Origin of the sequence: Paenibacillus typhae (genome assembly GCF_900099765.1) — a bacterium.
In the GTDB taxonomy this organism is placed as follows: domain Bacteria; phylum Bacillota; class Bacilli; order Paenibacillales; family Paenibacillaceae; genus Paenibacillus_AQ; species Paenibacillus_AQ typhae.
Window position 1 is genome coordinate 68,735 of record NZ_FNDX01000002.1, and the last position, 21,881, is coordinate 90,615.

The 21,881-nt window shown below is 46.2% G+C and carries 19 protein-coding genes and 2 pseudogenes; 16 read left to right on the forward strand and 5 right to left on the reverse strand.

All coding sequences use genetic code 11. The features are described 5' to 3' along the window. From BLR64_RS01950 to BLR64_RS01965, 4 genes are read left to right on the forward strand one after another with little or no spacing between them, the layout of a single operon-like run. On the forward strand, nucleotides 1-483 hold the full coding sequence (locus BLR64_RS01950; RefSeq protein ID WP_090711695.1) for a Na+/H+ antiporter subunit E: 483 nt from the start codon (nucleotides 1-3) through the stop codon (nucleotides 481-483). Next, complete coding sequence (locus tag BLR64_RS01955; protein WP_090711697.1) at nucleotides 483-776, forward strand: Na(+)/H(+) antiporter subunit F1; 294 nt, start codon at nucleotides 483-485, stop codon at nucleotides 774-776. Before BLR64_RS01950 ends, BLR64_RS01955 begins: the two co-directional genes overlap by 1 nt. Then, complete coding sequence (gene mnhG / locus BLR64_RS01960) at nucleotides 766-1,119, forward strand: monovalent cation/H(+) antiporter subunit G (protein WP_090711699.1); 354 nt, start codon at nucleotides 766-768, stop codon at nucleotides 1,117-1,119. Before BLR64_RS01955 ends, mnhG begins: the two co-directional genes overlap by 11 nt. 18 nt (nucleotides 1,120-1,137) lie before the next feature. Next, nucleotides 1,138-1,953: an alpha/beta fold hydrolase gene (locus tag BLR64_RS01965; protein WP_090711701.1), complete on the forward strand. Its 816-nt coding sequence runs from the start codon at nucleotides 1,138-1,140 to the stop codon at nucleotides 1,951-1,953. A 451-nt stretch (nucleotides 1,954-2,404) separates the two neighbouring features. Here BLR64_RS01965 and BLR64_RS01975 read toward each other — a convergent pair whose 3' ends face one another. The 5 genes and pseudogenes from BLR64_RS01975 to BLR64_RS01995 all read right to left on the reverse strand — a co-directional run bounded on the left by BLR64_RS01975 (nucleotide 2,405) and on the right by BLR64_RS01995 (nucleotide 9,235). Beyond that, the gene (locus tag BLR64_RS01975) at nucleotides 2,405-3,703 is read right to left on the reverse strand and encodes an MFS transporter (protein ID WP_090711705.1); all 1,299 of its coding nucleotides are present in this window, start codon (nucleotides 3,701-3,703) and stop codon (nucleotides 2,405-2,407) included. 225 nt (nucleotides 3,704-3,928) lie between these two features. After that, nucleotides 3,929-5,145: pseudogene (locus BLR64_RS01980) on the reverse strand (NAD(P)/FAD-dependent oxidoreductase). A gap of 89 nt (nucleotides 5,146-5,234) precedes the next feature. Next, nucleotides 5,235-6,335 carry a GerAB/ArcD/ProY family transporter gene (locus tag BLR64_RS01985; RefSeq protein ID WP_090711707.1) on the reverse strand — a complete coding sequence of 367 codons (1,101 nt, stop codon included), beginning with the start codon at nucleotides 6,333-6,335 and terminating at the stop codon, nucleotides 5,235-5,237. 30 nt (nucleotides 6,336-6,365) lie between these two features. Continuing rightward, nucleotides 6,366-7,592 carry a Ger(x)C family spore germination protein gene (locus tag BLR64_RS01990; RefSeq protein WP_090711709.1) on the reverse strand — a complete coding sequence of 409 codons (1,227 nt, stop codon included), beginning with the start codon at nucleotides 7,590-7,592 and terminating at the stop codon, nucleotides 6,366-6,368. Nucleotides 7,593-7,594: 2 nt separating this feature from the next. After that, on the reverse strand, nucleotides 7,595-9,235 hold the full coding sequence (locus BLR64_RS01995; RefSeq protein WP_090711711.1) for a spore germination protein: 1,641 nt from the start codon (nucleotides 9,233-9,235) through the stop codon (nucleotides 7,595-7,597). Nucleotides 9,236-9,438: 203 nt separating this feature from the next. Between BLR64_RS01995 and BLR64_RS02000 the strand changes: the two genes are divergently transcribed. From BLR64_RS02000 to BLR64_RS02060, 12 genes and pseudogenes are all read left to right on the forward strand, one after another. Beyond that, nucleotides 9,439-10,632 (forward strand): ArsR family transcriptional regulator, encoded by a 1,194-nt coding sequence (locus tag BLR64_RS02000; RefSeq protein ID WP_090711713.1) that lies wholly within the window; start codon nucleotides 9,439-9,441, stop codon nucleotides 10,630-10,632. A gap of 99 nt (nucleotides 10,633-10,731) precedes the next feature. Next, entirely contained in the window at nucleotides 10,732-11,448 is a 717-nt protein-coding gene (locus tag BLR64_RS02005) for a response regulator transcription factor (protein ID WP_090712205.1), read from the forward strand. Further along, entirely contained in the window at nucleotides 11,405-12,823 is a 1,419-nt protein-coding gene (locus BLR64_RS02010; RefSeq protein ID WP_244157584.1) for a sensor histidine kinase, read from the forward strand. The genes BLR64_RS02005 and BLR64_RS02010 overlap by 44 nt, the downstream gene beginning before the upstream one ends. 379 nt (nucleotides 12,824-13,202) lie before the next feature. Then, nucleotides 13,203-13,673 (forward strand): C40 family peptidase, encoded by a 471-nt coding sequence (locus BLR64_RS02020; protein WP_090711718.1) that lies wholly within the window; start codon nucleotides 13,203-13,205, stop codon nucleotides 13,671-13,673. 149 nt (nucleotides 13,674-13,822) lie between these two features. Further along, complete coding sequence (locus BLR64_RS02025) at nucleotides 13,823-14,647, forward strand: acyltransferase domain-containing protein (protein WP_090711720.1); 825 nt, start codon at nucleotides 13,823-13,825, stop codon at nucleotides 14,645-14,647. Between the two features lie 203 nt (nucleotides 14,648-14,850). Next, complete coding sequence (locus tag BLR64_RS02030; RefSeq protein ID WP_090711722.1) at nucleotides 14,851-16,389, forward strand: glycine betaine uptake BCCT transporter; 1,539 nt, start codon at nucleotides 14,851-14,853, stop codon at nucleotides 16,387-16,389. A 95-nt stretch (nucleotides 16,390-16,484) separates the two neighbouring features. Continuing rightward, on the forward strand, nucleotides 16,485-16,673 hold the full coding sequence (locus BLR64_RS02035) for a hypothetical protein (protein ID WP_090711724.1): 189 nt from the start codon (nucleotides 16,485-16,487) through the stop codon (nucleotides 16,671-16,673). Nucleotides 16,674-16,965: 292 nt separating this feature from the next. Next, nucleotides 16,966-17,091: pseudogene (locus BLR64_RS31170) on the forward strand (DUF1565 domain-containing protein); the annotation flags it as partial. 105 nt (nucleotides 17,092-17,196) lie between these two features. Then, complete coding sequence (locus BLR64_RS02040) at nucleotides 17,197-18,990, forward strand: right-handed parallel beta-helix repeat-containing protein (RefSeq protein WP_244157585.1); 1,794 nt, start codon at nucleotides 17,197-17,199, stop codon at nucleotides 18,988-18,990. A gap of 530 nt (nucleotides 18,991-19,520) precedes the next feature. Continuing rightward, nucleotides 19,521-20,078 carry a sulfurtransferase TusA family protein gene (locus BLR64_RS02050; protein WP_090712207.1) on the forward strand — a complete coding sequence of 186 codons (558 nt, stop codon included), beginning with the start codon at nucleotides 19,521-19,523 and terminating at the stop codon, nucleotides 20,076-20,078. A 47-nt stretch (nucleotides 20,079-20,125) separates the two neighbouring features. Beyond that, nucleotides 20,126-20,521, forward strand: a complete 396-nt coding sequence (locus tag BLR64_RS02055) for a DsrE/DsrF/DrsH-like family protein (protein WP_090711728.1) — start codon at nucleotides 20,126-20,128, stop codon at nucleotides 20,519-20,521. Nucleotides 20,522-20,540: 19 nt separating this feature from the next. Next, entirely contained in the window at nucleotides 20,541-21,689 is a 1,149-nt protein-coding gene (locus BLR64_RS02060) for an MBL fold metallo-hydrolase (RefSeq protein WP_090711731.1), read from the forward strand. The last annotated feature ends 192 nt before the right edge of the window (nucleotides 21,690-21,881 follow it).

The window sequence follows — 21,881 nt, forward strand, 5'->3', positions numbered from 1 at the left end:
ATGGCCTTACAATTCCTGTTTAATCTGTTAATTGCTTTTCTGTGGATGGCGATAAATAACGATAATACCGGATCCAGTTTCATAATTGGTTATTTGCTCGGTATAGTACTTTTGTTGTTATTCAGAAAATCCAGACCCCAGACCCGGCCGTTCTATATCAGACGTCTATGGTCCATAACGAAGCTTCTGCTGATCTTTATCCGCGAATTGACCATATCCAATTTTGTGGTCATCGGTCACATTCTTCGTCCGAAGCTGGCCATTCGTCCCGGTATATTTGCTTACGAAACTGCCTTAACCTCGGCTTGGGAAGTCACGCTGCTGTCCTGCCTGATCTGCTTGACTCCAGGAACGCTGACGCTGGATGTGTCAAGCGACGGAAAGACGTTATACATTCATGCCATAGATATTAAAGATGCCGAGGTGATGGCCAGGCAGATTAGAGACAATTTTGAACAAGTGATATTGGAGGTGACCCGTTGATGGTATCCGCACTGTTGACTGCATCATTGGTCATTCTTGGCTTGGCGATGCTGGCCTGCCTGTTCCGTCTTCTGAAAGGGCCCACCCGTTCTGACAGGGTTGCTGCACTGGATACGATCGGGATTGATGTACTGGCTATGATTACCGTCCTTTGTATGCTGCTGGATACCCAGGATTTTCTGGAGGTCATTCTGGTTATCGGTATACTGACGTTTATTGGAACAACTGCACTTGCCAGATACATTGAACGCGGTGTTGTTGTAGAGGAAGGGGAGAGACCGCATGACAGGTGAATTATTCAGTTCGATTCTGGTGGTAGTCGGTGCTGTTTTCTGCGCCATCAGCGCTTTCGGATTAGTCCGGCTGCCCGATGTTTATCTGCGCTCGCATGCTGCTACCAAAAGTGCAACCTTCGGCGTATTGTGTCTGCTTGGCGGCGGATTTTTATATTTTTGGTTTAAGGACGGTTCGGTTAGCGTCAAGCTGTTGCTCGCCATTTTGTTCGTATTTATTACTTCACCGGTGGCTGGCCATTTAAATGGCCGTGCTGCCTACCGTTCGGGCGTTCCCTTATGGAAGGACAGTGTTCAAAATGATTTGCTACCCCTGACGGAGGAGTCTAGGGAAAAGCGCTGATGAGAGGGGGAGGGTGTAATGCCAAATATGGCTGTGAATGGAACAACCTTATATTATGAGATGTCAGGCAGTGGTCTGCCTATTGTTTTTATCCATGATTATTCAACCTCCCATCATCTTTTTGAACCTCAGGCAGAGTATTTCAGCAAACGAGCGAAAGTGATTGTGTATGATTTAAGGGGAAATGGGCAATCGGGGAAAATGAATGTTGAGATTAGCCGGATCGTAGATACACAGGTTGAAGATCTAAAGGGATTGTTAGATAAACTAGGCATAGAAAGGGCTGTAATCGTAGCGTGCTCCAGTGGTGCAGTACTTGCCCAGAAATTTGCCTGTCTATATCCTGAGCGGATCATTACCATGGCATTGATTGACAGTTATTTTAACGATGAGTATACGGCTAAAGGAAGCAAGGTAAAGGAACTGCTGCTGCTCTGTGCCTGGTCTTCCCATTATCTCCCTGCCGAAATGTTCATCAGGCCATTGCGTGTCACCTATAACAAGTGGCTGTTGGCCTACCATATTTTGAGGAAAGAGCTCTTGCAGAGACGGACGACAGAAGAAATTAAGCAGCGGCTGGCCTTGATACAATCCGGCAATAATGAAATGGCACTTCGGCTGCCAATTCCTGTTCTAGTCGTATCAGGCAACGAAAATGAGTGGATGCTGAAGCAGGTTGAGAAGACTGCGGCCAAATTTCCGCAGGCTCATTTAGCGATCATTAATGATGCCATGTACCCTAGTCACCTATGCCAGCCGCAGCTTTTCAACCGGTTACTCCTTGAGTTTTTACAAGATCAGCGGTGCTTTCATCATTCCGCATCCGGCAGCTAGGAGGGGATGTCCTTGATTATTGCCATTCTGCCTTATTATAAAGTTGAGCGGACCGTCACTGCAGACAATCTCGAGATAGTAATCCACAGACGCTCATTATGTCTATATTCTAACCGGATTGTTTCAGCTTACCGAGAGTTTCCGATTGATGAGATTTTTGACATATCATTCAAAGACCTCGGACAAGGCCATGGTGTCCTCTATCTGCATACAAAACATGGGGTATACGCGTACACTATAGAAACTGATGCAGAATTGTTTATATCTGAGGTAAAGAAACTGATCAGTTAGGAGACCAGAGCGGAGATTCCTCAACACGGAGGGATTGGGTTCATTGGGTATCAAAACTACAACCTTTGCTGTACTTCTCCCGATGGGGAAATATATAAGAATCAAGTCAGCCAAAAAGCGCCGGGAAGCTGACAGGCTCCCTGCGCTTTTTATAATACAGCTATTCTTCCAATTTCCAGATATTCCTGTCAGCCAGAAACGGAAGGCAGGATAGCGCACCAAAGATTCCGATTACAAGAAATAGCAGAGCTGCTCCTGAGCCTTTTCCGGCTCCCACGAGTGTAACATACACACTATCCAGGGATTGTACGGCCATAAACGGTTCAAACACTTTGTCTATCAGGAATCCGCCGCACAGGTACCCCAATGGAATGGTAAAGAACTGTAAGGTGTTTCTGGCCGAATAGACACGCCCCTGCATCTCAATAGGGATTATTGTACGAAATAGCACATCCATATTAGCGCTCATAACGGGGATAAACACCCAGCCAAGAATAGCACCCAGGCACCACACAGGTGTATTTCTGCCGAAGGCAAGCATGAAATTCTCGGTACTCATCGAAAAAAGCAGGCAATTGCAAATAACCCGGACCCGGCTCTTAGGCGGCGGCAGGAAGGCGACCAGAATGCTTCCTGTCATCATGGCTATCCCGGTAACCATATTGACCATACCGAGTGCGAACTCTCCGCCGCCGGCACGTGAAAGAATCATTGCGGGCAGGGCAGCATTGAAGATAGAGGCAGTAAAATTGATCACGGCCAAAAAAAGGATCAGATCCAGAATTCCGCGGTTGTCCATCAGATACCGTAGGCCGCTCTTTGCAGACTGTAATATCGTCGTTCTTCCGGTACTGCTCCGGTTCTTGATTTGAGGGATTTTAACAAAGAATAACAAAGCAACAAATGCTGTGGCAAAGGTAATGAAATCAAACAGGATAACAACTCTAATACTTGTAAATGAAAGCAGTGAAGTGGCGAGAACAGGCGTTAATATAGTGACCAGCGAATTGGATAAGGAACGCATCCCGCTTACCTTCTGATAGTGCTTTTCGGGAGCTAACAGGCTGATGGATACATCCGAGGCTGGCTGCTGTACTGTGTTCATTAGTCCATTCAAGGTGTTGATTAAATAAAGATGCCAAATCTGGAGCTTATCCGTGCTCAGCAGAATAAATACCGAAACGGTACAAAGTGCCGCAAAGCTGTCGCTGAGCAGAATAGTGGTCTTCTTATTCCATCTGTCGCTGAGTGCACCTGCGAAGATGCTCAGCAGGACATAGGGGGCATAGGAACAGATGGTCAAAAGCGACGTGACTAGAGCTGAACCCTGCTCCTGATAAGACCAGATCACCAGGGCGAAGGCAGTCATTGCACTGCCCAGTGATGAAAATGACTGTGTCAGCCATAAAATCAGGAAGATATGAAGCTCCCGGAAGGTGTTTTGGAAATTTTTTATCATGACTTTGCTCCTCTTTCAATTGAATTCTTAAATCTTCAATGAAAGTGCAAAGCCGAACGGACGAACTCAGATCCGCTCCGTGCAGTTTCGTCCGTTTCAGACTTTGCACGGAGCAATGCCTCTGCATAGCCGCATAAGGATATCCCTTCTTTTCCGGTTGAAGTTAAATTTACCCAAAAGTAAATTCCACTTCATTTTAACATGCGGAAACTTATCCGCGTGTTATTATTTGGCAGCAAGCGGTCTGGTCTGGAGGTAAAGGTTTAAATCCGGGCTTGCGCCCGTCAGAATCTGGTCTTCAACAATCTTCGCTAACACACCGTTGTATACAGTTCCGTTATCCCCATAAGCCATAATCATATAGCAATTGGGATAAGCTTCGTTCTGGCTGATGATGGGCATTCCGTCATGCGTTCCACCGTAAAAGGCCCCCAAATAATATTCCGGTATGGCCTGAATATCCGGAAAGAGGCTGTTAAACGCTGTAATGAGCTTATCCTTGCTTGCAAGGATTTTGGAATCTCTTGTTTCTGCGTAGGATGTATCTTTATCCATGCCCCCGATAATAATCCGGTTATCCGGAGTCGTACGCATATATACGTAGGGGCGTGCGGTTTCCCATATCAGGGTTCTTTTATACCAGCCTGAAAAATCAGCGACCGGCTTTGTAATGACGGCGTAGGAGCTTGCCAGCGTAGCATTTTTTTCTGTTTTAAAGTCGCTGTCTTCATAACCGGCTGCAATAATAACATATCTGGCCCGGATTTCGCGGTGTTCTTTGGTATAAAACAGGGCATGATCCTGTTCATAACGTTTGCCTGTTATCTCTGTATTCTCAAAAATCAATCCACCGCGTGACTTCACTTTCTCAAGCAGCCCGTATACAAATTTAAGCGGGTTCATCTCCGCGTCATCATGATAGTACAGAGCAGCCTCTTTTTGAAAAGGATAATGCCCGGCAATCTGCCTTCATCCCAAAAATCCACTTTGAACCCATGTTTCCGCAGGAGCACATGTTCCTCAGTCAATTCAGGAATATCTTCCTTATTGCTTGCATAATACAGGCTGTCCCGTCTGATAAAATCCGGGTCTATCGGTAACTGACGGCTTATCCGCTCAATATCGTTAATGGACTGCTCGCATAATCTAAGATGACGCGCAGCAGCTTCTTCACCAAAAGAGTGCGCAAGGGATACAAAACTTTTTTCTCCGGCATATTGAATTAATGCTGTATTGGAGCTGGTGCTGCCTTCTCCTGCTTTTCTTTTGTCGACTACAACGACGGACATTCCTTGTTCACACAGGAGATTTGCACACTGTGCACCGGAGCTGCCAGCACCAATGATCAGTACATCACACGATATGTCCTCTTCAAGCGTAGGATACGTTGGGGGGGTAGCCACTGTTGTCGGCCAGTACAATTTACCACTTTGCAGATCCATATCAAGTCTCTCCCTTTATAATATTCGACACTTAGTATGGACACTTCACTGCGACTCGATGCAACAACAATCCAAGTTCATGGAATACATCAGTTAATACCTTTTTTTCTTTGTTTACGGATAATCATCACGATCAGCAGCAGGACAGGCAACAATATTTGAAAAATCGGCCACCAATATTTTACGGCGATTTCTCTGCCTACTTTAATGAATTCCGTATATGTCGGCGACATAAAAGCCAAAAAATAGGTGCTCACCCCGATCAGCGCCGAAGATGGTTTGTGTTTTATTCCTATAACCCTGCTGATGCCAATTACCGCTGCGTTTAGGAAAGTAGCCAATTTAACCCCAAGGCTCAGGAACAGGATCAGTGTAAATAAAGGATCAATTCTCTCAAGCACCTCTGACATCTGAATCAACTGAACAGCTTGAAGTAAAGGAAGAGAACTGTTTGTGGCCAGAACAGGTCCAAGAACCAGAATATTGATTTGATTAAAAAGGATAAGAAACAGACTGATTCCACAGTACGTCAGCAGAATCATTTTGTTCATCCCGCGTCTGGTAGCTGCCATTGGATAAAACACCAGAAAGACCACGACCTGGCCGAAGGGAAAAGAGAGAATACCAGGTATTGCCGCTTTGAAGACTGGCTTCCATCCATGTTCAAGAATGGGCAGCATAAAATGAAATTGCAGCAGGCCGGTTGCTGCCAGCAGAATCAGGATGACGAAATATCCGATGACTATTACTGGGAATAATACGATGCACATCAGAAACAGCGTTTCCGGACCGTATCGAACCGTGTTAGTTACAACAAGAACTATAATCAGGATTACTGACCAGAGCGGAGTACCCGGAAGCAATGTCAATATGGTTACTTCTGCGATATCCCGCAGGTTTCTTGACGCCTCCAAAGTGAAATAGCCGATGAAACCCAGACTAATAAGACCCCCGATGAACTTACCGGAATAACGCTGTATAATCTGAAACAAATCTAGTTGAGGCTCAATCCTGTGTAAGGTTAAGTGAATCAGAAGAAGCAGAAGACCTGCCACGGATGCGATCAGCATGGACAACCACGCGTCTTGCCTCACTTCACCACCGATAAGGAATAAGCTTGTACTTCCTATCTCAAACAAAGCAAACGTAGCTGCTAATTCGGAGGCCCGGGTAGGAGACTTGCTGTTCATTTTCGGCTCCTTTCTGTTCCACGGATGGGGCTATTTCTCTGCTATCTTCAACAAATGCCTGAATGAGTCAAGGAACATCCGTGTCCGGACTACCGTCATTGTTACCTCTGCCTGCATATCCATCCTGGCCAATTCTTCATCCCAGACGGGCTTTAGCCTGTTCCATTCTTTCGGGTTCCGTTCATGTATCCGGTTGCCAATCCCCAGAATATCAACCTTCATTGCCTTGGCTGCTTCCCAGCCCATTTGCATCTGCTTCAAAATAACCTCTTCTATAGCATGTTTGAGTTTATTGATGCCGGCTGTATCGGTAAGGTTCTCATCAGTAGTGGTTTCAGCGAGTTCACCTTGGACTTCAGCTTTCACTTTAATGGTATAGTGTAACGGTCCTTTCACGGGAGTAACCTTGACTTTGGCCTTGAATATCCTCACGGCGGATTGGTCTGCCCCTTCAGGAGCATCGGGGTTCGGGAATGAAAGCACAGTACCTTTAACACGATTGGTTAACCAGGAGAGGCCCAGGCTTTCCTTGAGATTCATTCTTCCTGCAAGACGATCCCCTTTAAAGATGACAAGTCCCGTCATTCTGACCTTGGCATCTTGAGATGTTCTGTTTATTGACTCTACCGACTCCAGCGATTCTGCATTTTCTCCGGCTATCCCGATTTCTGGTACACTAGCCGCCTTAGACTCAGATGTTATTCCTAGGGCAAGATCAAACATCGTTGTTGCAGGGTAAAAGGAAACCAACATATGTTCTGTTTCAACTATTTTGGCGATGGCCTGTCCGGGCAGCTTTTCTGGCGGCAGGTTTTTATTGAGGATGTTTCGGGCGCTGCCCTTGGTTACCATAACATTGACCATCTCCCGGGATTCCGGATTACGAAAGTAGGAGTCCAGAATTGAACTAATCCCCGATTCAGCTGTTTCCTTGCTGATAATCAGTACATTATTATGGGCAAAATAGAGCTTTCGCGGATGCTCCACCGCACTCATAAATACGGTATCCCGTATCGTTTTTCCTTTGGTCGAAAAGACATGAACCCCGCTTTGGCTCCCGCCTGACGTTCCTCCGGCTGCCGATGCATTCGCAGATGCGACGCTGACCTGGTAAGTGACCGTAAAGTTTCCTTCCGTACCGTCTACACCCGATCCCGTGACGATACTAAGATCGTTCAGCTCGTTAGCCTTGCCGCAGCCATTTAACAGCAGCATTGCGGCAAGAAGGATGCAGCTTATTCGAAGAGTTCCTGACATGATTAGTTCCCCTTGTTCTGAGGCTTGTCCTCTGCTTGATAAACCCCGGCCTCATCCGAACTTGTCGGGTATTGATTCGGAGCCTGCCTAAATTTATTGCGTCCCGACTTCTGGTTGGGACGGGTCTTCATTGCCCACCAAGGTACACGCAGAAGCAAATCCTTCATATTGGATTTGAAGTAAGGAGCATAGGGCATAAAATAATTCACACCAAACGACCGTAAAGAGACTAGATGAGCCAGCAATGGTATAAGGCCTGCCAGAATGCCGAACAGGCCGAAGGTACCGGCGAGGAGCATCAAGACAAAACGCATTAGCCGCACCGCAGAGGCCATATTGATGCTCGGAATAACAAAGTTGGCTATTGCCGTAAATGAAACCACAATAACCATTGCACTGGATACCAAGCCTGCCTGAACGGCAGCCTGACCCAGCACCAGTGCGCCGACAATCGAAATGGCAGGTCCGATCACCCGTGGCATCCGGACACCCGCTTCCCGGATAACCTCAAAGATCAGCTCCATTGCCAGAGCCTCAAATAATGCAGGAAGAGGCGTACCTTCCCGTTGCCCTGTAAGCGTAATCAGCAGGGTAGTGGGTATCATCTCCTGCTGAAAAGTCGTTACAGCTATATAAAGAGAGGGCAGAAGCAGGGCTACAAAAAAAGATACGAAACGGATGGCCCGCAGGAAGGTTGAGATATCATACCGCTGATAATAATCTTCACTGGAATGAAAGAAGTTAAAAAAGGTGACAGGTGCTATCAATACAAACGGTGTACCGTCAACCAGAATACCTACCATACCGTCCAGCAGGCTGCCGGCCAAGGTGTCAGGGCGTTCCGTATTGAGTATGGTCGGGAAGGGTGTTATCGCGGCATCCTGTATAAATTCCTCTATGTAACCACTTTCCAGAATGCTGTCTGTATCAATTGCCTTCAGTCGGGTATTTACTTCTTCCACTACTTCAGGCCTTGCGATCCCATCCAAATAAGCAACGACAACCCGTGTCTGTGTATAGGTCCCGATGATATGTTGTTCAAACTTCAGGGCCGGGGTTTTTAGCTTACGTCTGAGCAGGGAAAGATTAGTGGACAGCTCTTCTGTGAAGCCCTCCTTGGGGCCGCGGATAACCGTCTGCGAGGTTGGTTCTTCAACTGAACGGCGGACACCTCCGGAAATGCCGACACCTAGCATCCAATCATTATTTTTCAGCAGAATCAGCACGTTTCCGGCCAGGATCGCCCGCATAATCTCCTCTTCGGTTGACAGCGACTGAACATTGCCCATGGGTATCATTGATCTGAACTCCGATGCGCTTCTCGCCGCATCCTGAATGCTGTCTTCATTATCCAGCAGATGAATAACAGCACTGATCAAATCAGGAAGCAAGACCGTCTCAACCAAACCGTCTATATAACAAACAGCCGCCGAGAGAGTGAGGCCCTTAGGGTTCACCAATTCATTGAGGACAAAATCCGGACTTTTTCCGAACTTGGACTTCAACATTCCGACATTCTGCTCAAAAGATGAAGGCAAAGCGTGCCTGTCCTTTTTTTCAGGAGTCTCGCCCTGATGTTGCTTTTGTCTTTTTGTGACACTTCTGGCTGGTTTAAAAATCTGCTTCATCCATTTGATGAACATGAGCCACACCTTCTTAAATACTTGCTTATAATCGTTAATCTTTGTTTCAAATGGTTTTTTTATGCAGTTTAGCAGGATAGATTTACATCAATCCAATTTGATAATAATGATTAAATATATTATCACTACACAAATTCCACACAAATTTAAAGTAAAGTATGAAGCAGTTAAACAAACGAAAACAAACCTACGGAGGATATGTTATGAGAAAAGGAATAGTCATTGTCAGCTTAACAGTTGTGCTTAGTACAATCCTTGCAGGCTGTCAAATTGGCAATAAAGAGGCTGAACAGGGACCAGACAATAATGCAGTGGCTTCCGCGGTATCTACACCTTGGATAGGTACGAAGAACACGACACGTATTAACACCTCTGACCCTGTTGAAGCAGCCGTGCTGGTGTCCCGGACCCTTTGGACGGCCGTATCCGACAGTAACCGGCCTGCAAGTGTCGTGCTTACGGACGTCAGCAACTGGCAAATTGCTGCGGTAAGTACCGATCTTATACACCACCCAAGTAACGGGCCTGTCCTTTTCTTTGAGAAAGACAAGGTTCCTGAAGCAACCCTCGCGGAAATACAACGGCTGAAGCCTGCGGGTGCAGCAGGAAATGATGGGATTCAACTCATTATCGTGGGCCCGGCTTCCGATGCAGTAGTCAAACAATTGGATACGTTAAACATGAAGCTGGATCAAATTGGAGGGGACGAGCCGGCTGCAGTTGCCGGGGCCATTGATGCTTACTATGCCAAGGTTGCCGGCGAACTCCCGCAAGCAGTAGTGATTGGATCGATGGATAGTCCGGAATACACACTTCCGGCTGTAAACTGGATAGCCCATATGCCGGAACCCCTTCTGTACGTAACCAAGGATGAAGTTCCTGAGCAGACTGTCCAGGCATTGAACGAACGCGGAGGGAACGCAGTGATTTACCTGCTTGGACCCGAGTCCGCCGTTTCATCCGGAGTTGAAGAGAAGCTTAAAGCTTATGGATCAGTAACCCGAATCTCGGGGAATGATCCGGCTACTAATGCTATCGCTTTTTCAAAATTCAAAGATGAAGCTACAGGATTCGGTTGGGGAATAACTGCACCGGGACATAACCTGTCTTTCCTCCCTGCAGACTCTACACTGCTAGCGGTTGCAGCGGCCCCGTTCTCACATCTCGGTAAACATGCTCCTCTGATTTTCACCAGTAAGGATCATATGCCGGAAGCGGTAATGGGATACACAGCTGAAATTCAGCCGAAGTTTAAGGATTCTCCGGCAGAAGGTCCGTATAACCACGCCTGGATTACAGGGGATAACAACGCAATTACAGCAGAAGCACAAAGTGAAATCGATGATATGCTCGAGATTTCTCCCGTATCAGGTGACAACCCGCATTCAGGGCATTAAGCTTATAAATATATAAGGAGGATTTCAAATGGAGCCGTAAGCGATATTCGCTTGCGGCATTCTAACGATAAGATACAGTTGAAGGGGAGTGGTTATCCAGTGTCTAAACTTAAGGTGTTAATTGTAGATGATGAATGGAATATGAGAAACCTGCTTCGGATTTACTTAATGAAAGAAGGCTTTGAAATTAAGGAAGCATCCACCGGGAAAGAAGCATTAGCTCTGGTCCATGTCCATTTGTTTGACGTTATTATTCTGGATGTGATGCTGCCCGACATGGATGGCTGGCAGATTTGCAGGCAAATCCGGGAACGAGTGAATACGCCCATACTATTTTTATCGGCACGTACAGAAACCAGAGATAAGATCAAGGGCCTGGATATAGGAGCGGACGATTACTTAACCAAACCCTTTGATTCTGAAGAATTACTGGCCAGATTGTTTTCTTTGATCCGCAGATCAGTCATGAACCAGACAACGCCTGTTCAGCCTGCCCGTGGACTCAGTTTTCCTGATCTGATCATCATACCGGAAGCCAGAGAAGTCAGAATTTGTGATCATCCGATCGAATTTACGCAAAAGGAGTTCGACCTTCTGGCCACTCTGGCGCAAAACATTCAGCGGGCCTTTACAAGAGAGGAGCTGGTGGAGCGCTTATGGGGATATGATTTTGAAGGAGAAGCACGGGTAGTTGATACCCATATCAAAAATATACGGGAGAAAATGCATATTTCCGGATTGAAGTATAACCCGATCCAAACGGTATGGGGGGTTGGCTATAAATTTAACGTTTGTGGTGATACCCATGAAAAATAACCGTATCGGTTTTAAATTAGGATTTGTTATTATTACTCTGTTTCTGATTGTATTAGTGTTTCTGGGCTTTACGGTAGACCGTTTATTTACGGGCTTTTATAGCGACCGGATGCGCACGGAGACGGAGGAACTGGCTTCCCACTTTGCAGTGATGGCCCATTCGGATAATACGTCTGATGAAACGATGAAAACCTTTGCTGAATTCTCTAACGTTAGTATTTTCAACGTCAAATCGGATGGGGAAGTCATTCTGCACTCGGGAACTCATGATTCTTCCGATCAGAAGATTATTCAGAACAGCGATTTGGACAACATTTTTGCAGGAAAAAAAGTCAATTTCTTATATTCCGGACCTTCGGGAATCCGTTACTTTGTATCCGGCCAGCCTATTTATGAAAATGGGGCGGCTACCTCTGCACTTTATGTAATGTCTTCTACCGAGAAAATGGAGCAGTCCTTAACGTCTGTCCGTTATCTGTTGATATTGTCAGGTATAGGCGCCTTTCTGTTGGCCCTTGGCATTACTTGGATTATCGCTCAATATTTATCACGGCCACTACTCAAAATGCAGCAGGCTACCCGAAAAATTGCTGCAGGTGATCTGGAAACGCGGCTCGACATCAACAGCAAGGATGAAATAGGCAGCCTGGCTTATGCGATCAACGATCTCGCAGTGGATCTTCAGCGCTACAGGGATACCAGACAAGAGTTTTTCGCCAATATCTCTCATGAGCTGCGGACACCGATTACCTATCTGGAAGGTTATTCCCAGGTGCTCCGGCAGGAGCTTTATGAAACGGAAGAGGAAAAGAACAAATATCTGGAAATCATCTATGATGAGGCATTACGGTTGCAGCATTTGGTGGAGGATCTGTTCGATCTGGCGAAGATGGAGGAAGGCAAGATCAGTCTCGAAATGGAGTCTGTGAATATGTCTGAAATGACGCAGCAAGCGATGCGAAAAGTGGAGCTCAAGGCAAGAGAAAAAAATCTCGGCCTGCTATACCATGAACAAGGAACAATAAAGGATATTCGTGCAGACAAAAAACGGATGGAGCAAATCCTGATCAATCTGCTGGAGAATGCAATCCGTTATACCGAAAAAGGAACAATCGGGGTCTCCGTATCTTATTACAGCAATGGGTTTGTTTTAGTCATCGAAGACACAGGGATTGGGATTCCGAATGATGAGCTCCCGTATATATTTGAACGCTTTTACCGGGTAGAAAAGTCCAGATCACGTCAATTTGGAGGAACGGGCTTAGGACTGTCTATTGTGAAAAAGCTGGTGGAATTGCAGGGAGGTCAGATTTCAGTATCAAGTCAGTTAGGTAAAGGCACGCGATTCGAAATTCAGTTTGACCGGCAGCCATGAAGTCAGGAGGCAGGCTAATGAAAAAAATACAATGGCTCATAGCGGCTCTTTTTATCGGTATGGGCTTAACGTGCATGACGATATCCGCAGTATCCTTTCAGAGCAATCCCTTAATCCAGATAAGCGGGATCATAAAGGTGGCAGCCTGTATCCTTTTTATCGTATTTTTGAGTATTGTTCTTATGAAAGTCTACAGAGCCTGTAAAAAACATTGATACTGAATAAATGACAAAAACGTTACTCATGATTCTATTAAATTTTAAAAGGATTGACAGGCTGCCTACCATCTATTAAAGTGTTAATAGTTACAAAATATTAATAATTTGCCTTTGACCGAATCCTCAGCTAACTCCGTAGGCATTGAAGGGAGAACAAGAATCTGAAGAAATTCATCGTATCCATGTTGGCAGCCTCATTTATATTTGCTTCTGCAGCACCAGGTACATACGCAAGCGAGGTAACACTCGACAGTGTTGTGAATCAGGTCGTAGGAACCCCTTATCTTTATGGAGGAACCACAACTTCAGGCTTTGATTGCTCCGGATTTATTCTTTATGTACTTAAGAAGTTCAATGTGGATGACCTTCCTCGCACTTCTCAATCACAAGCCAAAGCCGGCACTCCTGTAGCCAAGGATGATCTGCGTGAGGGTGACCTTGTGTTTTTTAACACAGTTGGTTCCGGAGTTTCCCATGCGGGCATTTATGTAGGGGACAACAAATTCGCTCACTCTTCCAGCAGTAAGGGAGTAAGAATCAGCAGCTTGTCAGAATCGTACTATAAGGACCGGTATGTAACCGCCCGCCGTGTGGTCAATGATAACAGCTATTCTGATATGGTGAGCCGTTAATGACAGGTTCGTATACAAACGGAATTTAGAAGATCGTCTCTATTCAAGAGAGACGGTCTTTTTATTTTCACAAAGAATACAACTGATTAATCAAATCCTCACTTTGGGACTGAAAAATTTGATACTATTTAATAAGGAGGGAATAAAATATGAATTTAATTGAGTTATGCGGAATGATATGCCTGCCCGAGCAAATGACAAGATCAGTACTAGACTTTGCAAGCGATTACGAAGAAAAATCAACAGAGTCATTGTCTGCTGTTCTGGATGATCCATCCCAATGGGACAATGGAGTCAAAGAAATTGCCGGTGTCCTCGGAGAGGATCCGGATGGGAGCAAAATGCTTGCTTTTATGCTTCTTCGAGCAGTTGACTCCCATAAAGAATACAAAAAAAGAGGAATTAATGATACCATTTTTACCGATACGATGAAGTTCTGCACCCGATTCATAGAGGAACATTATAAGCTATACGGGACCTATGCATTTAAGTGGGCATGGTGGTTCCCAAGACAGCTTTCACTTCGCGAATTCCGGATTGGTGCTCTTGAATATGAAATGATCGAAAGGGAAAAAAAGAAATGGATTAACATACATATCCCCGCTGATGCCAGTATGGGGCGAGAACGTTTGCGGGAGTCCTATGAGGATGCCAGAGCATTTTTCACCCGATACTTCCCGGATTATGGACAGTCGGATATGATGTGTGATTCCTGGCTGCTGTCTCCACACCTTACAAAGCTGCTGCCGGAGAGTTCAAACATACTCGGTTTTCAAAGGGCTTTCGAATTAGTACATGTAGATGAAACGAACGACAGCTTTATCAGATGGGTATTCGGAAGAACGGATATTCCTGTACGCGAACTTAGGGAAGATACCTCCCTGCAGAGAAAAATCAAGGCATGCCTATTGGAAGGCTCTAATCTTGGCGCTGCCACCGGCAGACTGCAGGAAGACCCTTGGAAGGAATCATAAATTCGCCATATAGGTACATCAAAATTTTATATTCATGTCAATGGAGGAGTCTGTGCCAAGCAGGCTCTTTTTGCTTTTTATCTGCTTAGCACCTGATAGGTTTATCTAAGAACAGGTTATTTTAACTTTATCCAAATATTACAGGCTGAATAAACACATACTGAAGAAAATTTGATTCATTTGACATCAATGGAGGTTTATTTATGGTTTTCACTATTTCAATTACCATTGTTGCGATTTTTGCAATTTGGGGAGCTGTAGCCCCTGAACGGCTGGCTGACTCGGCTAACGCCGCGTACCATTTCTCCATTCAAAATTTTGGCTGGTTTTACTTGCTGGCTACACTGTTCTTCTTAATCTTCACGTTCTATTTAGCCTTCAGCAGATTTGGCAGCATCCGGCTTGGAGATGACGACGATGAACCGGAATACTCCACGCTATCCTGGCTGTCGATGCTCTTTAGCGCAGGCATGGGAATCGGCCTTGTTTTCTGGGGCGTAGCTGAGCCTTTGTCCCATTATTTATCTCCGCCGGAAGGCGTAGAGGGGGGCACAACAGAAGCAGCAAGGATTTCCATGCGCTATTCCTTTTTTCACTGGGGACTGCATCCATGGGCTATTTATACTGTCATCGGCTTGTCGCTTGCCTACTTTCAGTTCCGCAAAGGTTACAAAGGCTTGATTAGTTCGACTTTCATCCCTTTGATCGGAGAAAAGCGGGCCGCAGGCTGGTTAGGCAAGGTAATCGATATTTTGGCGGTTATCGCCACCATTTTTGGAGTAGCCACTTCGCTCGGACTCGGTGCTCTTCAGATCAACGGAGGTTTGCATTATTTATTCGGGGTTCCTAACACGACAATCTCTCAGATTGTTATTATCGCAGCAGTGACCGTGCTTTTCCTGATCTCCGCTACTACGGGTCTCGACAAAGGCATTAAAATCCTAAGTAACACTAATTTAGTTACAGCCGTTCTATTGATGCTGTTCGTGTGGGCCACAGGTCCGACCTCCTTTATTTTTGAGACCTTTACAACCACGTTAGGCAGCTACATGCAAAACTTAATCAATATGAGCTTGAGGTTAACTCCTTTTTCAAGGGGAACCTGGGTCGGAGCGTGGACGTTATTCTATTGGGCCTGGTGGATTGCCTGGTCTCCCTTTGTCGGAACCTTTATTGCGAGGGTATCCAAGGGAAGGACCATTAAGGAATTTGTCATCTGCGTCATGATTATTCCGAGCCTGTTTGGTTTTGTCTGGTTTTCGGTATTTGGCGGTACAGGCCTTCATCTGGAATTGTTCGATGCTGCCGAGCTGGCAGTTTCCGTTAAAGAAAATACGACTACTGCCCTGTTTATCACACTGGAGCAGCTGCCCTTAGGTACCGTCATTGCCTTTATTGCTACGCTCCTGATTATGATCTTTTTTGTCACTTCAGCCGATTCGGCAACCTTTGTGCTGGGCATGCTGACCACAGACGGCAAGCTCAATCCCAGTGCAAGAGTGAAATTAACCTGGGGAATCCTGCAATCTGCCTTAGCTGTAGTTCTGATGATTAGCGGCGGATTAAGCGGCCTGCAGACTGCCTCCATCGTAGCGGCTTTACCTTTTGCCATTGTCCTGATTGCGATGTGCTTCTCGCTGCTCAAGGCCCTCCAGGCAGAAGATAAGGAACGTCGCCAAAAGGAAAAACGTCAACGTCAAAAGCTGAAACGTCTGCTCGAGGAGCACGCACAGACCCCTTGAGCTAACATTAAATGACTTGAATAAGCACTTGGATTTAATGGAAAACTTCAAAAGAACAAAAAGCTTCATGATTTGATTGTTAAGGGGGGAAAAGAATGACCACTCAGGACCCGAAGCAGCTTCTGAAGAAAAAACACGAACTGGATGAGCAAAAGAGACAGTTCACCAATTTTGCACGCAGTGTCAGCGAACACGGTGAGGTGGAAGCAGGCCAGGAATTCAGTAATGACCGGCTGCCTGATGATCAAAACCGTATGAAGTCTGTGGAGAACAGACAAGACTGATTTTAGCGACGCTTCAGAAGTAAGCCGGTCCCTCACAGGATCGGCTTATTTTTATATCAATTACATCTATAACAGCATGCTCTTTCTTGGGCTGGGACAATGGGATCTCAGCGTAGCTTTCTGACCTGAGTTAAATCAATCAAGAGGCCGGTCTGCCAAAGCAGGCGGGCTTTTTATCCATAATCTCTGGATAGATCAACAAAAGTTATGTAAATATCAATGGAGTTGCTGCAGTGTTGCATTATAATCTAATGTAATATGATTATAATGGGCATAAAGGGGTGTTTATCCAGTGGAGTATCATGTTGCAATTCAAGGAAGCGACCAATCGGCGGGTACGGAGACACAACCGTTCCGCACGATTTCCCGCGCTGCGGCTCTAGCAAAGCCGGGAGATAGTATAACCGTACATACAGGTGTTTACAGGGAATGGGTGAATCCTGCTAATGGAGGGACAAAGGAACAGCGAATTGTATACCAGTCTTCTGGAGATGGGGAAGTGGTTATCACAGGCGCAGAGCCTGTGGCTGACTGGGAAGAAGAAGGGGACGGTGTCTGGAGGACAGAGGTGCCAAACAGCCTGTTTACCGTTCGCAACCCCTATCAGACAAAGCTATACGGTGATTGGTTGTTTGATGGTACTTTCGAACCGCATCTTGGGGATGTGTACCTTGACGGAAAATCTCTATATGAATGTGAAAACGTCAACAAGCTGCGCAATCCCCAGGTTTGGCCGCAGGCTAAGTATTCGGAGGATTCATTGCTGCAATGGTATGCGGAAGTCAGCTCAACAACCACTACCATCTGGGCGAACTTCGGAGGCAAGGACCCACGGCAAGAAAACGTGGAAATCAATGTGCGTCCTTACTGCTTCTGGCCTGAAAAGACCGGCTGCAGTTATATTACCGTCAGAGGCTTTACTCTCCGGCAGGCGTCCCCCCAGTGGGCTCCTCCAACAGCTTTGCAGGAAGGGCTTATCGGTCCCCACTGGAGTAAAGGCTGGATTATAGAGAATAATCTAATCAACGAATCCAAATGTACGGGGATCAGCCTGGGCAAAGAAAGAAGTACCGGGCATAACGAATTTTCGAATAATCGGAGCAAAGGCGGAACGCAACGGGAGCAGGAGGTTATTTTTCGGGCATTGCGCAAGGATTGGCAGCAAGATCATATAGGGAGCCATATTGTCCGCAACAATGTCATTCATGATTGTGAACAGGCAGGGATTGTTGGACATTTAGGTGCTGCTTTTAGCCGAATTTATCAAAACCGCATCTACAATATCCACCACAAGCGAATCTTCCACGGCGCAGAAGTGGGGGGAATTAAACTCCACGCCGCACTGGATACCCAGATTTGCGGGAATGTCATCTATAGCTCCTACCGGGCCCTTTGGCTGGATTGGCAGGCGCAGGGCACCCGAATCAGCCGGAATATCTTTTATGACAATCTGTCTGAGGATCTCTTTGTGGAGGTCTGCCATGGCCCTTATACGGTTGATCATAACCTGTTCTTGTCGCCTATGAACTTCCGCAATATGGCTCAAGGCGGTGCGTTTGTTCACAATCTGTTTACCGGCAGATTTGTGATGCGCTCCGAGCTTACCCGCTATACTCCCTACCATATGCCTCATGAGACAGCGGTTGCCGGATTCAGCAACATTACAGGGGGCGACGACAGGTATTACAATAACATCTTTATAGGTGACGGCGATCCGGACAAAGAGCCGCAGCCTCTGACCTTTTTCGAGCATCTTCCGCTCCCTCCAAGGGAGAATATGGATTACGGCGGTGACGCGGTGATGGATGGGGTACCCGATAACTCCCGCTGTTATCTTCATCCTGCCGGATTGGGCGGCTATAACGATTACCCAAGCGCTTCTCAAAAGCAGTGGTGGGAATATTCCAAGGAAGAAATTGCGGCTTATAAGGAATCCGGAAAGCCATTTCAGCCTGATAAGATGGCACTTCCCGTTTCGATACAGGGCAATCTGTATATGAAAGGCGCGGTACCCAGTGTTCATGAGCCTTATGCTAAGGTTTATGATAGCAGTTGTATCAAAATCGACATCGATCCGGCTACTTGCAAGGTACAAGTGCATGTTCATAATTCTGAAATCATAAGTGCTGCAGCTCCTGCGGTAGTCACAACAGCCCTTCTAGGCAGAAGCCATCATGCTGAAATGCTCTATGAGGAACCGGATGGATCCCCTTACCGTTTCGACCACGACTTTTTTCATAAGCTGCGCCCCGAAAGAAATGTAACACCCGGACCATTTGAGATATTTGACAACAATCCGGTGAACATTGTTCTGTAAAGCCGAATTATCCCTTTTTCTCAGGACCTAAGTAGCATGAAAGCAAACTTTTCAGCCCTTTCCCTTCCCAGCAGGAAGTGGGAAGGGCATTATTGGTGTTCCGAGACATTTCCCATGCGCCTCGCCGTGAGTTGGCCATCTTGAAACATGCCCGGTCGGGCACTCCAAGTGCTCGGAGTTCACAGATTCGCCAGCCCATTAGATATTGATTTAATCGGCTTATTCCTTCCATGGAGATGGACCAGGTCCGGTTCGTTAGCTTTCGAATTTTCTCTTTTTACATGCTTTGAGACTCTTCGATACAATTTTTGTTATCCGTATAAGCTTGACCAGCTGTTGACAATAAACACTCGACCTTGTATTATACCCATAGGGGTATCGGTATTGCGATAAAAATCATATCATTATCGCCGCATCCGATATTTCAAAAGTCGCTAGTTATCATCCGGTTTAGGACTGACTAACAAGACTGCACTTAAATCTATAACCCAGTACAAGGAGGAGCCACATTGCCGGAAATTAAAACAAACATGACCCTTGATTGTAAAGGGCTCGCATGTCCAATGCCTATTGTAAAGACCAAAAAGGCGATCGATCAGCTGGAGGAGGGTCAAGTCATTGAGGTCCAAGCCACAGATAAAGGATCTCTTGCAGACATTCAAGGTTGGGCTAAGAATACAGGCCATCATTATCTCGGTACTGTAGAAGATGGAGATGTGCTTAGACACTACATCCGTAAATCCAGACCCGCTGAAGTAAAAGAAGAAAAAAAGCATCCTCATTGTGTTTCCAATGAAGATTTAGCCAAAAAACTGGCAGCAAACGATAAAATTACCGTCATTGATGTCCGGGAGCCTGCTGAATATTCGTTCAACCGAATCCCCGGCTCCATTTCGATTCCACTCGGAGAGCTTGAGGATCATGTTCACGAGTTGAACCCGGAAGATGAAATTTATGTTGTCTGCCGGACCGGAAACCGCAGTGATATGGCTTGCCGTCTGCTCAGCGAAAAAGGATTCAATCAAGTGAAGAATGTCGAGCCGGGGATGTCGGGTTGGACGGGTCCTCTGGAAAATGCAGAGAAGTAAAACATCTAATACAGATCTACAAATTAAACTACACGGAGGTTATTAACATGAGTACAAAAGTAGCGATTATTGCAAGCAATGCTGGTTTGTTTGACGCTTATAAAGTCTTTAACATCGCAACGGCTTCTGCGGCAACGGATGCGGAAGTAGCGATCTTCTTCACTTTTGAAGGGCTGAACCTTATTCACAAACAGGCGCATCATCAACTGCCGCTCCCGGCGGGAGCCGAACACTTCGCAGAGGGCTTCAAGAATGCCAATATTCCTTCGATTCCCCAGCTTGTAGAAATGGCGCAGGAGCTGGGTGTGAAAATCATTGCCTGTCAGATGACGATGGATGTAATGAACTTGAAGAAAGAGGACTTTATCGAAGGCATTGAAGTAGGCGGGGCCGTAACTTTCCTGGATTTTGCCAAAGATGCCAACGTAAGTCTGACATTCTAATCCAAAGGAGGATTCAAACATGAAAGCAGCACCAAATTTAAAAATCATGAATGCCAAAGAATTAACTCGAATCGTTCTGGCAAAAGAAGAATTGTTTATTTTGGATGTGCGTAACGAAAGTGATTTTAATGATTGGAAAATCGAAGGTGAGAGCGTGGATATCATCAATATCCCCTACTTTAATCTTCTGGATGGTGTAGACGAAGCTCTTGATCAAATACCGGATGGCAAAAAACTGCTCGTTGTCTGTGCAAAAGAGGGTTCTTCCAAGTTTGTTGCTGAGCAGATTGTAGAGGCCGGCCGGACGAATGTGCACTATCTGGAAGGCGGTATGAAAGCTTGGAGCGAGCATTTGGAACCGGTGGAAATTGGTGAATTGAAAACCGGCGGCTCTTTGTATCAGTTTGTCCGGATTGGTAAAGGCTGCCTGTCTTATATGGTCGTATCCCAAGGGGAAGCGGCCGTTATTGATACCCTTCGGATGACGGATGTATTTGAACAGTTTGCGAAAGAAAAGGGAGCGGTGATCAAACATACGCTCGATACGCATTTGCATGCTGACCACATTTCCGGCGGACGCAGACTCGCGGAACAAACAGGCGCCACGTATTGGCTACCGCCTAAAGATGCAACAGAAGTCACCTTCACTTATGAGAAGCTTGAGGAAGGCCGTGATATTTCCGTAGGGTCTGCGACCATCCAGATTCAGCCGGTATATTCGCCCGGTCATACGATCGGGAGCACCTCTTTTATTGTAGACGATCAATATTTGCTGACAGGCGATATCCTGTTCATCGAGTCGATCGGACGCCCCGATCTGGCCGGTAAAGCGGAAGACTGGGTCGGAGATCTGCGCAATACGCTCTATAGCCGTTATGCAGAACTTTCGCAAGATCTTATGGTTCTGCCTGCACACTTTGGCAAGGTTACCGAACTGGGGGCAGGCGGCCGGGTGATGGCCAAATTGTCGGATCTGTATCAGAATAATCCTGGCTTGAACATTCAGCAGGAGGAAGAATTCCGCCGGACAGTCACCGAAAATCTGCCTCCGCAGCCGAATGCTTATCAGGAAATCCGCCAGACCAACATGGGGAAAATCACACCAAGCGAAGACGAGCAGCGGGAGATGGAAGTCGGTCCCAATCGCTGCGCGGTTCATGACAAATAAGAGTAGGATAAGCGAACACGCTCGATGTGTTCGCTTATTTCAAGGCTTTATAGGTAACCCTCACTCCAAGTGTACAGTAGGCTTCTTCTCTATAATGACCTTGGGGACAGGATTTGGTAGTGCACGCGAAATCGCTTTCTGCCTGAAGTCTTTCCTGGCATACAGGGCATGTATCAGTGAACCATTTTTTTA

What these genes read in the sequence shown, in the direction of transcription:
- BLR64_RS02035 (WP_090711724.1), top strand. Translation starts at nt 16,485, where the DNA reads ATGACCACTCAGGACCCGAAGCAGCTTCTGAAGAAAAAACACGAACTG.
- BLR64_RS01985 (WP_090711707.1), bottom strand. Translation starts at nt 6,335, where the DNA reads ATGAACAGCAAGTCTCCTACCCGGGCCTCCGAATTAGCAGCTACGTTT.
- BLR64_RS01955 (WP_090711697.1), top strand. Translation starts at nt 483, where the DNA reads ATGGTATCCGCACTGTTGACTGCATCATTGGTCATTCTTGGCTTGGCG.
- BLR64_RS01990 (WP_090711709.1), bottom strand. Translation starts at nt 7,592, where the DNA reads ATGTCAGGAACTCTTCGAATAAGCTGCATCCTTCTTGCCGCAATGCTG.
- BLR64_RS02055 (WP_090711728.1), top strand. Translation starts at nt 20,126, where the DNA reads ATGAGTACAAAAGTAGCGATTATTGCAAGCAATGCTGGTTTGTTTGAC.
- BLR64_RS01975 (WP_090711705.1), bottom strand. Translation starts at nt 3,703, where the DNA reads ATGATAAAAAATTTCCAAAACACCTTCCGGGAGCTTCATATCTTCCTG.
- BLR64_RS02000 (WP_090711713.1), top strand. Translation starts at nt 9,439, where the DNA reads ATGAGAAAAGGAATAGTCATTGTCAGCTTAACAGTTGTGCTTAGTACA.
- BLR64_RS01995 (WP_090711711.1), bottom strand. Translation starts at nt 9,235, where the DNA reads ATGTTCATCAAATGGATGAAGCAGATTTTTAAACCAGCCAGAAGTGTC.
- BLR64_RS01950 (WP_090711695.1), top strand. Translation starts at nt 1, where the DNA reads ATGGCCTTACAATTCCTGTTTAATCTGTTAATTGCTTTTCTGTGGATG.
- BLR64_RS02060 (WP_090711731.1), top strand. Translation starts at nt 20,541, where the DNA reads ATGAAAGCAGCACCAAATTTAAAAATCATGAATGCCAAAGAATTAACT.
- BLR64_RS02030 (WP_090711722.1), top strand. Translation starts at nt 14,851, where the DNA reads ATGGTTTTCACTATTTCAATTACCATTGTTGCGATTTTTGCAATTTGG.
- mnhG (WP_090711699.1), top strand. Translation starts at nt 766, where the DNA reads ATGACAGGTGAATTATTCAGTTCGATTCTGGTGGTAGTCGGTGCTGTT.
- BLR64_RS02050 (WP_090712207.1), top strand. Translation starts at nt 19,521, where the DNA reads ATGACCCTTGATTGTAAAGGGCTCGCATGTCCAATGCCTATTGTAAAG.
- BLR64_RS02025 (WP_090711720.1), top strand. Translation starts at nt 13,823, where the DNA reads ATGAATTTAATTGAGTTATGCGGAATGATATGCCTGCCCGAGCAAATG.
- BLR64_RS01965 (WP_090711701.1), top strand. Translation starts at nt 1,138, where the DNA reads ATGCCAAATATGGCTGTGAATGGAACAACCTTATATTATGAGATGTCA.